Annotated in this window: 13 protein-coding genes; 1 reads left to right on the plus strand and 12 read right to left on the minus strand. The window is 30.7% G+C overall.

Annotated elements, in window-relative coordinates:
• On the plus strand, positions 1-284 hold a 284-nt coding region (locus tag BO225_RS13105), incomplete at its 5' end, for a transposase domain-containing protein (protein WP_143356819.1).
• A 409-nt stretch (positions 285-693) separates the two neighbouring features.
• Here BO225_RS13105 and BO225_RS09945 read toward each other — a convergent pair.
• The 12 genes from BO225_RS09945 to BO225_RS10000 form a co-directional block, all read right to left on the minus strand.
• Entirely contained in the window at positions 694-2,226 is a 1,533-nt protein-coding gene (locus BO225_RS09945; protein ID WP_076342076.1) for a phospho-sugar mutase, read from the minus strand.
• A 9-nt stretch (positions 2,227-2,235) separates the two neighbouring features.
• Positions 2,236-3,549, minus strand: coding sequence for a sugar phosphate nucleotidyltransferase (locus tag BO225_RS09950; RefSeq protein ID WP_076342077.1), 1,314 nt, complete (start codon positions 3,547-3,549; stop codon positions 2,236-2,238).
• Between the two features lie 1,841 nt (positions 3,550-5,390).
• The gene (locus BO225_RS09955; RefSeq protein WP_158023834.1) at positions 5,391-6,923 is read right to left on the minus strand and encodes a lipopolysaccharide biosynthesis protein; all 1,533 of its coding nucleotides are present in this window, start codon (positions 6,921-6,923) and stop codon (positions 5,391-5,393) included.
• A 16-nt stretch (positions 6,924-6,939) separates the two neighbouring features.
• Positions 6,940-8,157, minus strand: a complete 1,218-nt coding sequence (locus tag BO225_RS09960; protein WP_076342079.1) for a glycosyltransferase — start codon at positions 8,155-8,157, stop codon at positions 6,940-6,942.
• 1 nt (position 8,158) lies between these two features.
• Positions 8,159-9,403, minus strand: coding sequence for an O-antigen ligase family protein (locus BO225_RS09965; protein ID WP_083632184.1), 1,245 nt, complete (start codon positions 9,401-9,403; stop codon positions 8,159-8,161).
• A 534-nt stretch (positions 9,404-9,937) separates the two neighbouring features.
• Positions 9,938-11,020 carry a glycosyltransferase gene (locus BO225_RS09970; protein WP_158023835.1) on the minus strand — a complete coding sequence of 361 codons (1,083 nt, stop codon included), beginning with the start codon at positions 11,018-11,020 and terminating at the stop codon, positions 9,938-9,940.
• 14 nt (positions 11,021-11,034) lie between these two features.
• Positions 11,035-11,952, minus strand: coding sequence for a glycosyltransferase (locus BO225_RS09975; RefSeq protein WP_076342082.1), 918 nt, complete (start codon positions 11,950-11,952; stop codon positions 11,035-11,037).
• Entirely contained in the window at positions 11,952-12,431 is a 480-nt protein-coding gene (locus BO225_RS09980; RefSeq protein WP_076342083.1) for a serine O-acetyltransferase, read from the minus strand. The genes BO225_RS09975 and BO225_RS09980 overlap by 1 nt, the downstream gene beginning before the upstream one ends.
• 16 nt (positions 12,432-12,447) lie before the next feature.
• A complete protein-coding gene (pssE, locus tag BO225_RS09985) occupies positions 12,448-12,909 on the minus strand; it encodes a PssE/Cps14G family polysaccharide biosynthesis glycosyltransferase (RefSeq protein ID WP_076342084.1) in 462 nt (153 codons plus the stop codon).
• The gene (gene pssD / locus BO225_RS09990) at positions 12,909-13,382 is read right to left on the minus strand and encodes a PssD/Cps14F family polysaccharide biosynthesis glycosyltransferase (RefSeq protein WP_076342085.1); all 474 of its coding nucleotides are present in this window, start codon (positions 13,380-13,382) and stop codon (positions 12,909-12,911) included. Before pssD ends, pssE begins: the two co-directional genes overlap by 1 nt.
• Entirely contained in the window at positions 13,379-14,350 is a 972-nt protein-coding gene (locus BO225_RS09995; protein ID WP_198936130.1) for an NAD-dependent epimerase/dehydratase family protein, read from the minus strand. Before BO225_RS09995 ends, pssD begins: the two co-directional genes overlap by 4 nt.
• Positions 14,347-15,585, minus strand: coding sequence for a nucleotide sugar dehydrogenase (locus tag BO225_RS10000; RefSeq protein WP_076342086.1), 1,239 nt, complete (start codon positions 15,583-15,585; stop codon positions 14,347-14,349). Before BO225_RS10000 ends, BO225_RS09995 begins: the two co-directional genes overlap by 4 nt.
• Positions 15,586-15,903 lie beyond the last annotated feature (318 nt).

Below are 15,903 nucleotides of genomic sequence, written 5' to 3' on the forward strand. Positions count from 1 at the left end.
TGGACAACGGAAGTCTGCCGATGACCAATTCGCTTGCCGAAAGGACGATCCGAAATTTTGCGGTAGGAAGAAACAACTGGCTGTTTTCGGGAAGTCCTAGAGGAGCCAAGGCTTGCGGAGTGCTCTACTCGATCGTAGAAAGCGCCAAAGCCAATGGGCTGATCCCTTACAAATACATCCTTCACCTTTTAAAAGAACTCTCAAGACATGCCGGAAAGCTGACCAGCGAAATACTGGAACAATGTATGCCTTGGAATCCAAATTTGATCAGCCTATGCCAATAAAAACAAAGACGCTCATCGCAGGTAGAGATATTGTCTCTGATTCGATGAGCGTTTTCTATACGCTGTTTTAATTCCCGCTTACTGACAAACAGAAACTTTTCCTTATTAATCACGGTAATACTGATTTTTGTTATTTAAAAACTTATTTTTTCCTGTATAGTACGACTAACTGACTTATAAAAAAAGAGAGCCACAGAGTGACTCTCACAGTGCAGTCCGAAAACATACACCTCTATCGACTGCTTAAATAATACTCTTTAATCAGGAAATCTTAAAGTTTTTCTTCTTTTTTTTCTAATAAACTTATAAAACTAATCTGTTTAAGCAAATATTTTCGGATCTAAATCTCACATAATATAACATTATGCGAAAAACAAATCATGAATACAGGTTCACTTTATAGCGCAGATCAATCAAACAATTCCTCCAATATCACATCTAATGGTTTTGTCGTGCTCATGAATTCTTTGAGTTCTTCTGAATTCAATGAGAAATAAAGCTTTAGCTTTGGTTCTGTTCCAGAAGGACGGATGATCAAAGAATCTTTGTCTTTCGAAATGAATTTTAGAATGTTGGCTTTAGGTAGGTTGTTGATTCCTTCTTGATAATCGTATTTTTCGATCCAATAGTTGTTTGTGTTTGTATTTCTCAGTCGTTCCATGTAGTCTTGGATCTTTTGTTTTCCTTCTTCTCCTTCGAACGTGTAGGAAATGACTTTTTGTTCTCGATATCCATATTGTTCATAGATTTCTTGGAGTCGATCGAGCGGATCTTTTCCTTCGTTTTTATAGTATTGAACAAGATTGGAGAACAAGAGAAGGGCTCCTATCGAGTCTTTGTCTTTGACATAGGTTCCGACTAAATAGCCATAGTTTTCTTCGACGCCTAGAATGAATTCGTGTTCTTTTTGTTGTTGGGCGAGCTGGTTGACTTGGTCTCCTATGTATTTGAATCCGTTGAGCACGCTGAAGACTTGTTGTCCATGATCTTTGGCTAGATCGTCCAATAGGTCGGTCGTGACGATCGTTTTATAGACTTTGCTTCCTTCTTTTTTTGTTTCTAATAGGTAGTCATAAAGTAAAACGCCGATTTCATTGCCGGAAAGGAGGGTGTAGGAATTTTTGTGTTTGAGTCCTACGCCTAATCGGTCTCCGTCGGGATCGGTGGCGAATACAACGTCGGCGTTGACTTTATTTCCAAGTTTTATGACTTTTTCCATCGCTTCTTTTTCTTCTGGATTAGGAGAAGGACATGTTGGAAAGTCTTGGTGGGGAATGCATTGTTCTTGTTCGTAATATACGTTATGATATCCGTTTCTTTCAAAAATATGTTTGGCTGGCTGTATGGATGCTCCATGCAAGGAAGAGAATGCGATCGTGATTGGTTCTTTCTTTTCGATTGGTGAGATCGCATTTTCAACTTGTTCTAGAAACGCTTCTAAAACTGTGTTTGGTACATCGTATTCTAGTTCTTCATTTTCTTGTGTTAAGACTTGGGAGTAGTCTAGATTCAAGATTTCTTGTTGGATGTATTTTGCCACTTCTGGGGTTAATTGTACGCCAGTGTTTCCATAGACTTTGTAGCCATTGTATTCTTTGGAGTTGTGGGAGGCGGTGATCATGATGCCAGCTTGACAATGAAGATGTTCGATCGAATACGCTAAAACTGGAGTGGGTATGAGTTCAGTAAATACGTAGGTTTTGATTCCGTTGCTTGATAGCACTTTTTTACTGATCGAAGCAAAAAAATCAGAGTTTCTTCTCGAATCGTATCCGATCGAAACTCGAATTTCTGAATCTTTGTATTGTGATTTAAGATAGTTTGCCAATGCTTGGGTAATGATTCCGATGGTTTTTTCGTTCATTTGGTTTGGGCGGAGTCCCATTTTTTCTCGGATCCCGCCTGTTCCAAACTTGAGTGATGTTTTATATACTCTCTCCATAAATAAACCTCACTGAACTTCTACTTTGATCTTGTCTTCTTTGCGAATATCTTTTCCAATTTGAACTTCGATCATTTGAAGATCGCTCAAAGCTTCAACAGAGTGAATTTGATTTGCTTGCATTGTGATGATATCTCCAACTCCGATTTCTCGTTCATGACCATCGACAATACACTTTCCATGCCCAGAAATCACTGTCCACATTTCATCTCTATTTTGATGATAATGCGTACTCATTTTATTCCCTGCATTCAGTGTAATTTTGATTGTTAAACTGTTAGATCCAACATCTAAGACTTGGTAATCTCCCCAACTCTTTTCGGCAAACATAATTTCTTGTTCTATGGAATCCACAATCCTTTTGATATCGGACGATTGTTCTTTATCCGAAACTAAAATTCCTTCTGGAGATGCCGAAATAACAATGTCATCCAACCCAACCGCGACAACAGGAGCGTCAAGTTCGTTGATGATATGCACATTTTCGCAAGTTCGATCAAGAATTCCATTTCCAATCACATTTTCATGCATCGTTTCTGTTAATGTATTCCAAGTTCCAACATCTTTCCATTCTCCGTTATAACGAACAACTGAAATAGAAGGTTCTTTTTCAACGACTTCATAATCAAAGCTAATCTTTTTTAAAGCAGAATAGCGAGCGAACAAATCTTCATAATTTGTGAAGTCGATCAAAGAGTGGGCTTTATTCAATAAATAACCAAGTTTGAATGCGAAGATCCCACCATTCCACAAAGCGCCTTGATCAATATATTCTCTTGCTTTTTCTTCATCTGGTTTTTCTAGAAACATAGATACTTCTGAAACTGTATCTGTTGTTTTAGGCAAAATGTATCCATACTTTTCGCTTGGATAGGTTGGTTCCATTCCCATGAGAACAAGATTGGAGTTTGAAGTTTTTACTGCTTCTTCTAAACATTTCAGCGCTTCATAATAATCAATATCGACATAAGGATCGACTGGACAAACGATCACAACTTCTTCTGGATCGAGTTCTTGTTGGTCCGCTAAAAAAGAAGATGCCAAAGCGATAGCAGGAAAGGTGTCTCTTCGATCCGGTTCAATGGAAATCGATACGTTTTCTCCCAATTGATTTCGAATGGAAGAGACTTGCGATTTCGACGTAGCGATCGTTATATTGGCTTCTGGATCGACTTCTAATATTTGACGATAGACTCTTTGCACCATCGATTCATATTCTTCGTATTCGTTTTTAAAAAACTTAATAAACTGCTTTGAACGAACATCGTTCGATAGAGGCCAGAGACGTTTTCCTGAACCTCCTGACAATAAAACAATATTCATAGTATCTCCTAAAAAATAATATTTTTTACCATAACCAAATATATTTTCTGTTTGGATTGTATTTTATTAATAAAATAAATTTATAATTACAAAATTTACTGAACAGATTTATTTTTTTGATTTTACCTTTGTTTACTCACTGTATACATTTCGATTATTTTACTATATCACATTTTAAAACACCCAAAGCTTCAATTTTCAACACATCCAAAAAACTGATCCGTTTTCCACTGACAGCTGAGTCGTGTTACTGAGAACCCTTATTTGTTGCTTTTCAAACTCTCAGCTATTGAAGTAGCTTGAAAAGCTCCGAGCTCATCTTTAAACATCTGTAGCTTATGCCACTTCTCATTTTTTTCTAATTTTATTTTTTGGAATATTTTGTAGTTTTCTCAAATTCCATCGGCGATCAATAGCTGTAGCACTAATTGATTCGGAGCGAGTTGTAGAATATTTCTTTTATCCATATATAAATAATATTGTTGAACCATACGTAATCAAAGTCTTTGGAATTGAATGTTCTTTAGAACGGATTTTAAAGTTTCAGCTTATATCAATCAGATACAGTTATTTTTTTATGTTTTATACGTTTTTGTATAAACTTCTCTCGAATGAATAAATATACTTATGGCATCCATGGATCCTTTCTTATGCAAGATTTATGTGGTCACTTCAAGAGCAACCTTATCATCTCTTCTTTTAATCTTGACAAGCCAATCTACGTACTTTGCTAGTTAAATCGCTATCGGATCAAACTCGTTCATAGGCGTGCTTTCGAACACAGCAACTACCAAAGTGATGAAAAAACTCATAAAAAAGGAATGCCAAGACGGGTCTGGATCAAATTCGCAAAGCTTAACAGCAAAAAGTGTAAAATAAAGATTTCCGTATAAAAATCTGATTGGTAATGAGAACCACATAAATCAGCGTATGAAAATCAATGCTTATATAGAGAATTTCTAACGATTTGACAAGAAGATCAAAGAAAACCGAAAAAAAGATGTTAATTCATACTGTAGACCATTTTACCAAACTGTTCCAGCTTTTATATATTATTTCATAAATAGCTATTATGACTGATGCTCTTCTCTCATCCTCCTCGAGATGGGAATCTATATCGATATTTTCAAGTCTACAGCCGTCTAGTCAACTGATGCAAGTTAATATCGATAAACAACGATAGCGCGAAGAAGAAAAATCGGTACGAATTTCCAAAGCGATCAATATTAAACCGATCCATCTCCAGAACATGCTTGGTTCTTTGAATAGTAGAAAAAATCCATATTTCAAGAAAATACGAAAAGATTAAGAAGCAAAGAGGTCGTAAGAAAGAACTGATTACGATAATCGGAAAATGATAGTCTATATTTATAACATATTCAAAGATTCAATCCGTTTAAACCAGTCAACAACAATAAGATTTAGATCAATGATCAAAAAGTGACAATAAAAGATTAAAGATGTATTAATATTTTTCAAAAATTGAGGATTTGATCTATCCGATATAAAAGAGAATATTTATTTTATGGTTATCCTAATTTTAACATATTGTAATTTCTAGATAAACTGTTCAGTTTTTCGGCTGTTTTTTTTCGTTATATCATATTAATATTAGTTTGTTTCAAAATTTTTGTCCTTACAACTTAAGGGTTCAACATTTTTCAATTCGCTTAAAATGTATTCACTTTTATGAGCATAGCTTAATTTTTAAGAAATTGTAGTAAGATTAGAAATGATCATTATGAATATTTTAAGCAATAATTATTATAAATAATATAATTTATTTTTTTCTTAGTTTTAAATTTAAAATACAAAATATGAATGTGGTATAGTTAAATCTTCTATAATTTTTTTTTAAATTTTATCTTATATAAGAAAAAAGACTTTTCTTTTGTATTACAAACCAATAAAAAATGAATTACTCCTCCGACCAATGTCATTAATGTAGCTGATATAATCAACATAATCCAATTTTTTGGATTTATTATCTTACTTAATAAAATAAATATAAGTGTCATGATAAAGCAAGATAGGACAGAGCGCCCAATTACTCCATAAAAATAGTTCCAACGAATTTTAAGACAATAACACATATATATCGGATTAGTTATTAAGCTGATAACGGTCATCACAACAGCTGTAGTAAGTACTATAGAATATATTCCTAAATTAGTAAATTTCAATAATATATACATAAATATGACGTTTATAATACCTCCAATCATTGTGATTATACATGGGATTTTATTTTTTATCTTTAAAGTATAGATGTAATATAAAGGATATACTAAACCTTCAAATATACCGCTAAAGCATCCAACCAACGTCAATTTCCATAAAAGAGTACTATTTTGATTTGGTACCCATAATTGATAATATGTTCTTCCTAAAGCCACAAATCCAGCAAATGCCAAGCTAGAAAGAAACCCAGAACATACCATAGATAATTTAAATCTATTTAACAAATCATCCATATTATTATCAGCAAAGGATTTTAAAAATAAAGGCTGAAAAGGTTGTGCAATTAATTGAAATAATCCGATAAACATAGTATTAATAGTTTTTGCAATAGCTAATTCCCCCATAGCTGTATCAGTTAAAAATAAATTACTCATAATCAAATCTAATCCTGTGTTCAAAGTATTTCCTAAACTATTTAAAGAATTCCATATACCATTAAAAACTAATAATTTTGCAGCATTCCAAGAAAACGATATATTCATTATTTTTAATTTTGGAGTAAACTTCTTGGTAATAAATAAATTAGTTAGAAATATAAATATATTTTGAATACAAAGCGCTAAGCTAATATAATATAATTTAGGTTTAAATTTAAAATATAGAAATAATAAAGCACCCGCCTCTAAAATATAGCCGATCAATTTAAATAAACCTGTTAAGTCTAACCTATTTGCAATATAAGCAGAAGAAGAAAATGAGGAACCAATTATAGTAATCCCGAAATTAACGAACATTAAAAAAAATAAATATTTAACATCAGAAACTATATCTAAATTGATTTTCAAAAAAAAGGTGATTCTATTTATAAAAAAAATTGCGAAGAGAAGGGTTAAAAAAGCTAATAAAAAGTTTGAAACCAGAGTTGTTGAAAGAAAATTATTAGCCTTTTCATAGTTTTTCTGATGATATTCTATTGTAATGAAACGAGAAGAATATGAATTAATCGCTAATGCCGCAATCATGGTATAACTAGCAAAAGTTTTAGCTAAAGAAACAAAACCATATCCTTCAGCTCCAATATTATTTGTAATAAATGGAGTCAGAGCAAAATTTATGATATAGCTAAGTAAAAATGCTAATCCAGAAATAATAATTGTAATAAATAATCTTTTCCCAACGTTCTCATTTTTCACATTTTTCTCCTTTCTTTCAATGTATTTCACCATCTAATATATACTTTTTTAACTGTTCCGCACTTTTTTTATAATTATAATTTTTTTTTATAAATTCCTTAGCGTTTTTCGAAACAGATAATGTAAAATCTTTATTCCTAGTTAATTCCAAAATATTTGAAATATAATCTTCCGGTTTTTTCGATAATAAAAAGTCACGCCCTTCTTTTGCCGGGATACCTTCAATTCCAATTTCATTAGTTAGTACTGGTATTCCTGATGATAATCCTTCTAATATTTTTATTTTGACACCTGCTCCCATTAATAAAGGAGCTACTAAACAAAGAGAATCACTAAAATATTCATCTATTTTATCTACAAATCCAGTAATTATAATATCATTGCTTTCATAAGAAAGGAGCTTTTTATTGGGATTTCCTCCTAAAACAATAAATTTAAAATCTTTATTATACTTTTTCAATTTATAAAAAACACTTTCAATAAACCAAATGGCAGCCTCATAGTTTTCAGGGCGGTTCATAGCACCATAAAATAAGATATTTTCTTTTTTATATTTATATTTCAAATTATCAAAATTGGTAAAATAGGGAGATATAGATAAAATATTATTATTGATTTTTTCGTTTTCAAGCAATAATCTATCTTTATCATTATTGACGATAATTAAATTAGAAAGTGTTAAAGATGCAACTTCATTTTTTTTAAAATGTCCATATATCTTATTAGAAACAATCCTTTTTATTCCTTTTAATGAAATAATTTTTCTATAAACTTTCAAAAAAGTAACATCTTCTTCTATTACGATAAATTTCGCGTTTGGAAATTCTTTTTTTATCCATCCTATATTATTTATAATGGATGTCCAATGCAGAATAACATAATCTGGATCATCATTTTGTTTTTTATACTCTTTTATCTTCCTTTTTAATGTTTTCCTATTCAAAAATGATCCTTTTCCTGCTAATTTAGAAAGAAAAAAAATATGATTTATAGTCTTTCGCCCGATTCGATTTATTTTATCTTCTTTAAAATAATGTATTTTGCTTTTTATATTATAATGATAATGATCATTATCAATATACTCTTTTTCCTTTTCTGAAGCAAAAGTTAATAATGTTATATCAATATTTTTTTCATTATTTAAATATTTTAATAAATAATTATGAATTTTCCCACCTGCATGTGCAACTCCATCATATGGTGCCATTAAAGAAATCCAAAAAACTTTTTTCATTTTACACCTCACTATCTTTATAATTCATACTCAAAATACCACCTAGGCCGAAGCTGTAAATAATAAATATCATTATTTCTTCCGTTGATTGTAAAGTTATATTATTTAGGAAAACCATGGCTACAACTCCAAAAAAGAGAATTAGTTTCAATTTATCCCTATTAGAAGCTATTTTATATTGCTTGTACCCTTTAAATAAAATAGAAAAGAATAAAATATAATATAAACTAAACCCGACAATTCCTAACTCGCATAAATGCTTTAAAATTCCGCTTTCTGTTACTCCAATAGATTCTATTCCCCAAGAACCCGTTTTAGATGGACCAATCCCAAAAATTGGAGATTCTTTAAAATAATTAAGTGCCTCACTCCAAAATTTAAGTCTTCCAACATTTCCCGCATCTCCAGTCCAATTTATTATTTGCCGAATTCTATATAAAAAATAGTCAATTGAGGAGTTTCCTGTTTTAATATTACTTAATAGAATAAAAATTATCAGACAAATGGCTACGATAATAATAATATTTGCCATTATTTTTCGTTTATCGTGTTTTTTTAATAGATTATTTTTGAAAATATACATAAAAAAAATAGCAACTACAGTAGATACTAATGGTCCGCGGGATGACGTGGTAAGTATTGATAGAATATTAAATCCAGATATTAATAAATAGTTTTTATTTTTCATTGTAAGATATAAATAAAAACTAATTATTCCGAAGAATCCTAAAACTACTCCATGTGAAAGAAAGGATCTAGAAAATACCGCTGATCTAAATCCAATATAATTTCCATAAGTAATTATATTTGCAAACGATCCTACAAGGTAGCTTTTACTTATCCACTCATACCAAGAAAGAATAGAAATAATAATTCCTAACTCTGAAATGATTTTACATGTTTTAATAAAATCCGCTTTTTTTATATAATATGCCATTGAAAATATAAAGCTGGTATACAAAATATATTCATATAATGATCGCTGAATTTGAGCAAAAGAATTCTGACAAATTCCATTTATCAATATATATATAGAAAATGTTCCATAAAGAAATAAATATATTATTTTTTGTTTATTCAAAGATTTAGTAAAAAAATTCACAAATCCATTAAATAAAATTAGAATAGAAATAATTTCAAAAATATATGGAACGCTCTTATCCCATAACATTTTTGTAAGAAAATATAACATTAAAAAAACCAGTGGGATATTATTTTTTCGGATAACCATTTTTCTTCCTATCATATCATTTCCCTTTCTTCAAATTTATAAGAATAATTCCTGGTATATTCATCCCTATAGCTAAAAAACCGCTAAACTCTTGTATCTCCGAGGTTTTGTGATTTTATTGTTATACCGAAGGGAGATGTTATTTTTAGGTAAGGTTCTTTTGCAATATAATTAACCAAAACCACTAAAAAGAAACCATACTTTTCCGAATAGAGTCATAAAAGGTGGAACGATCATCCAGCATGTAAAGAAGAAGACATTGTTCTTAAGCAGCGCTTATACAAGACAAGAACTATTTCCTACAAATGGTAGAAATTATTCAACTAGAATAATAACAAGAGCCATAGAAGTCGGATAGATGCAAATCTGCTTCTTTCGTCACGTAGTTTCCTCAATAAAACTTGTGATTCTATGACTTGAAGGACGACCATAGATACTGCCGAGTTCAAATCTCCTTCATGAATAATTCAGGCTCTTAAATATACAGACATGCGAATTATTATTCATATTTTTATCTACTCAAGAATTATTTACTAATAAATATTTAAATTATAGTTTTCTATAATAATCTAAATACTCTTCTCTGAATTTATTTAAAGAGAAATATTTTATATAATACTCATAGGCATTTTTATTCATTATTTTTAATTTATCACGATTGTCATACATAAAATGAATAGAGTCAGCAATAGACAATGGATCTTTTGTTTTTGCTAGCAATCCATTAATGCCATGCTTAATTACTTCTCTAGTCCCATCTATATCCGTTCCTATCACTGCTTTTTTTACTGAAAAAGCTTCCATAGGTGTAAGTGGCAATCCTTCATAAATCGAAGTGAGGACAAGTACATCACATTGAGCGATAGTATTTTTTATATCATTTCTAAATCCTAAAAAAAATACAGATTTGTCCAAACGTTTTTCTTTCACAAGCTCTATTAAATAGTCCTTTAATGGACCATTCCCTACAATATAAAAACGAATCTTCAACCCTCTATCAATTAATATCTTTGCTGCTTCAATAAAATACTTCATACCTTTTTGTGGATGTAAACGTGCAGAATTCATTACGATAAAATATCCTTTATCTTTTGCTTCTTTAATCTCATTTATAATATTTAGTTTTCCATCAAAAGAATCAACCGCATTATAAATTGTAACCACTTTTGTTGGATCTAACTTAAAATATTTAGTCAAATTCTCTTTCGCCTTATCTCCATCTGCTATAAGATTTATATTATTTAATACCGAATGAGAAAATTGCCTTTTATTCGAATATATAGTATGGTTGTTATAAATAATTATTTTATTTTTTGCAATGAGTTTCGCGAATAGAACTGCCATTCTATGATGACAATGAATTACGTTTATATCATTTTTTTCTATCAAATCTTTTAGCTGATGAATTGTCATTCTAATATCTTTTGGATTTTTTGAGCTTAAATTAGGAATTGTAAAATGTGGTATATTACTTTCCGATAATTTTTTCTCATAAACCCCACCTATAGACGCTACAGCAACATATGAAAAATATTCTTTTCCAAGTAACGATAGTTGATATATGATTTTTTGAACCCCACCAATATCAATATTATTTGTAATATGTAAAACTCTAATTCTATTGTATTCCATTTTTATCATACTTTCTATATAATTCCCATTAACACTCTAATTTTATAAGAAATTAATGCTCTTTTATTATTTGAAACGGTACGAGAATCTTTTATTATATTCATTTTAGCAATTAAGCTCTTATGGCTTTTAATGATATCATTAAGATAATCTTCATCTTTCTTATCAAGATTATTACAATGTCTCAATATTTCAGCCGCAAACTTTGATGTACTATATTTATTTTTTTCTCCAAACCATAATGAAATAGACTGTTTCATCCTTAATAATCTATTTTTTCCGTTTTTTGCCACTACATTATTTCTATGAACTCTATATGAAAAAATCGGATTTGTGTTATATATAATCTCTCCATTGCTCAAGGCTAATATAGTTACTAATATATCATGCATAGGAATATAATTAAAATTTGAATTTCTTATTATAGAAAATAATTCTTTATTAAACACCATAGAGCATCCTTGTATACTGCCACAAATTAATTGTGAAGGAATAGTGAATATTGGATTGCTTTTCTGTAATTTTTGTTGTATTACTTCATTGTTTTCATTAATTATTCTGCAATTTGACGCCCATAATGTTGGCTTTCCAGTAACATTGTGATCTAATGCTTTAATTGCTGTTGATAATTTATATTTATCCCATATATCATCCTGATCAACAAATGCATAATAGTCAGCCTCAGGTGCATTAGATATTAATTCCAAAAAACTTGCACAAACTCCTAAATTCTTTTCACCCTTAATAATATGAAGTTTAAAGTTATCATATTTCTTATTAAGTATAAAAAGCGTATCATCAAAGCTTCCATCATCTCTCACAATAATTTCGATCTCTAGATTCTGAGCATCTTGATTGTTTATACTATCCAACTGAGATTTAAGAAATTTACTCCCATTGAATGTAGAAAGCAAAATAATAATTTTTTTCATTAATTTTCCTCACATATGTCCTCTTTTATAATTTCCCCGGCTTTGATATATTGATTCTTTCCAACTATTATAGGTCCGAAAAGCATAGCATTTGAATAAATTATTACGTTATCTTCTATTATTGGTTGAGTAATTATACTATCATTTAACAATCTTTCTTTTCCTGATCCTCCTATTGTCACTCCTTGATATACAGTAAGTTTACCTAATGACTTAACGTTCATTCCAATTACAATTCCTAATCCATGTTTTATTACCAAACCACCTGCTAAGTCAGCACGATAGTCTATATCAACCGAAAATAAGAATCTATTAAGATACCAAATAAGTTTTGATAGAAATGACAAATGTATACGATATAAAAAATTAGACAACCTATATAAACAAATCAAATGAAAGCATGGATTCGTTAATAAAGTTACTATAGCTTTCTTTGTAGAACCTCGACTAAATTCATGTAAATCTTTCCATATTCGCATTTATATATACCTTTTCTTAATGTTCAATAAAGTCTTCTATACTTCTTATTATCCTGGATGTATTGCTCTTATACTTGTCAAATTTAGTATTTTTAGCCACATTTATTGCTTTTCCTAAATCACCATCTAAACAGGCATAGATCAAATTTAAGTTTCTAAATTGTTTAATTAGCTGAACTTGATGGTCGTCTACGTGTTCTCCGAATTTCTTCAACCTAGGTATCGCAATTACTTTTTTACCTTTTTTCAATGCACTGATAATTGCTCCGGTACCACCATGTGTAATAACAATATTAGCTCTATCTTCCCACATATTAAATTCTTCTCGATCAAGAAAATCTATATATTTATAATTTTGTGGTTTATAATCACTGTAGCCAATTTGGGCAAATATCTCTTCTTCTATTTGTAGTTCATCTATAGCCTTCAATAATCTATTAAATTGAAATTTTTGAGACCCTAAAGTTACGAATATCATTAGTAAATACCTCCAAGATAAATGGCATCCGGATAGAATATTTTCATAGATTCCCACTGTACATAGAATTGGTCTGCAAATCTATAAAGTAACTTTCCAGTCTTTGTTGGAGATGATACTTTTGCAAATGATTCTATATAAATCAATTTCCCACCCAATATCTTTACTAAAAGACAGAGTGGAATCATAGCAAGAACACCAGTAGTGATAATTACTTCAGGCCTTTCATCAACAACTATTTTTAAACTTTTAAAAGTATTTATAACCATCCATATCGGCATGCTCCATTCTTTACGATTTACTTGATGAAGGAAATACATTTTTTCATCTTTGATTGAAGCTTTATATGTCGTTTTTTCAGCTACAACAAAACTATCATATTTATCCATGAGTGGTTTTAACATGGAAAGTTGTTCAAAATGTCCACCCGAAGAAGCTGCGAAACATACCTTTATTTCCTGATTTCTATTCACTTTATCACCATTTCCTTTTCCATAAATGAAACAGTTTTCTTAATTCCGTCTTCGAGGCTAACCGGATTCAATTTACCATAATATTTCTCATATCTGCTTATATCTAAGTAGTTGACTGGAACATCAACAGATCGTCCGTTTTTATAAACAACTTGAATATCTTTACCTACTACTTTTTTTACAGTTTCTAATACTTCTTTAATCGATATTCCGTATCCACATCCAAGATTAAACGTACGGTATTTGTTTTCGCCATTAACAATATTAAGTATAGCTCTAACTACATCATCAATATATATAAAATCTCTTATTACTGTTCCATCTCCAAAAATTTGAATCTCTTCACCTTTTAAAGCTTTATATGTAAAAGTAGTCACAGCTCCCAAAACTCCATTGGGTCTTTGATACGGACCATACGGATTTGTAAGACGAATAATCCTATAATCCATTCCGTACTTATAATTATAAAGATATAGTAACTTCTCTATCATAATTTTCTGTACTCCATAAGAAGAAATAGGATTTGTTGGCGTATTTTCAGATAAAGGGCATTTATTTTCCCTACCATAAACAGTTCCCCCAGATGAGATAAACACCACTTTTTTCACCTCATTCTCAACACAAGAATCTAATAGGTTAGAAGTAAATAATACATTAGCCTGTATATCCTGACTGATATGTTGATTAGATGTCGATGGAGTATTTGTACTTACTAGATGATATATAATATCCTGGCCTTTTAAAATTGAAAAATCCATATTTTCATCTAGAGAAGACTCTTTAAATTTAACATTAGAGAAATTAAATTTTTTAATTTTTGAAAAGTAACTCATTTTTTTGTCTACAAGAGTTATTTGATCATCTTTGTTTTCAGCCAATTTAATTGTTAGATTTGTACCAATAAATCCAGCTGCTCCTAATATTAATATATTCATATCTAATTTTATCTGACCTTCATTTATATTCAATCACATCTAAACAGATCCCTAGAATACACTTTCTCTTCTACATCATTAAGGTCTTCACTGAATCTGTTAGCAATAATTGCATAGCTTTTTTCTTTAAAATCTTCTAAGTTGTTGACTATCTTAGATCCAAAAAAGGTTGATCCATTCTCTAAAGTTGGTTCATAGACAATAACTTTTGCTCCTTTTGCTTTGATTCGCTTCATTACTCCTTGAATACTGCTTTGTCTGAAGTTATCTGAATTAGACTTCATTGTTAGACGATATACTCCAATCGTTACTTCTTTTTCATGTTCCTTATTATAATTATTGTTGGTTTCGTAATTGTAGTATCCAGCTAATTGTAAAACCCGATCTGCAATATAGTCTTTTCTCGTTCTGTTGCTTTCAACAATGGCACTCATCATGTTTTGTGGAACATCTTCATAGTTTGCTAAAAGCTGTTTTGTATCTTTTGGAAGGCAATATCCACCATATCCAAAGCTTGGGTTGTTGTAGTGGGTTCCGATTCTTGGGTCTAAACAAACACCTTCGATGATATCTTTTGTATTGAGTCCTTTTATTTCTGCATACGTATCTAATTCGTTAAAATATGAAACTCTTAATGCTAAATACGTGTTGGCGAAAAGTTTTACGGCTTCTGCTTCTGTCGTTCCCATAAAGAGCGTATCGATATCTTGCTTGATTGCCCCTTCTTGAAGAAGCTTAGCGAATTCTTTGGTTTTTTCTTCTGTTTCTTTACTTGTTCCTACAATGATCCTGGAAGGATAGAGATTGTCATATAGTGCTTTTGATTCTCTCAAGAATTCAGGACTGAACAAGATATTATCGATTTGATATTTTTCTTTAATTGATTCTGTATATCCGACAGGAATCGTTGATTTGATAACCATTGTGGCGTGAGGATTCACTTTCAAAACAGTTTCGATCACATTCTCAACTGCACTCGTATCGAAATGTTGTGTTTTTGAATCATAATTGGTAGGTGCTGCGATCACAACAAAATCAGCTTGCGAATACGCTTCTTCAGCATTCGTTGTTGCCGTAAGATCCAATTCTTTTTCGGCTAAATACTTTTCTATATAATCATCTTGGATCGGACTGATCCTTTGGTTGATCAATTCAACTTTTTCAGGAACGATATCGACTGCTATCACTTTGTTATGTTGCGCTAATAAAGTCGCGATTGAAAGGCCAACATAACCAGTTCCCGCTACAGCTATCGTATAGTTGCTCATAAGTTCCCTCCCTCTATATAAACATTACTAGTTAGGTAACAAAATATTACTTGTCAATAATAACACAGTTTATGGAATTTCAAGCATAAAATTCTAATATTATAGGAAGAATCATTCACTTTTCAGTCAAATCGCTTTAAAAAGTTATAGAAAACTCGGGAGTTTTACAGTTTGCAAAAACATAAGCCCCTTTTTTCTTAAAATGTCCCATATAATATCAATCTCTTTTTCTTCTGGATACTTATTTGCTTTTTTTTCTCCTCTTTCGTGACAATGTCCTCTCATTGTCGCTTTTTTATTGTCAAATCATTGGTCATT

The organism is Dubosiella newyorkensis (genome assembly GCF_001945605.1).
Lineage (GTDB): Bacteria > Bacillota_I > Bacilli_A > Erysipelotrichales > Erysipelotrichaceae > Dubosiella > Dubosiella newyorkensis.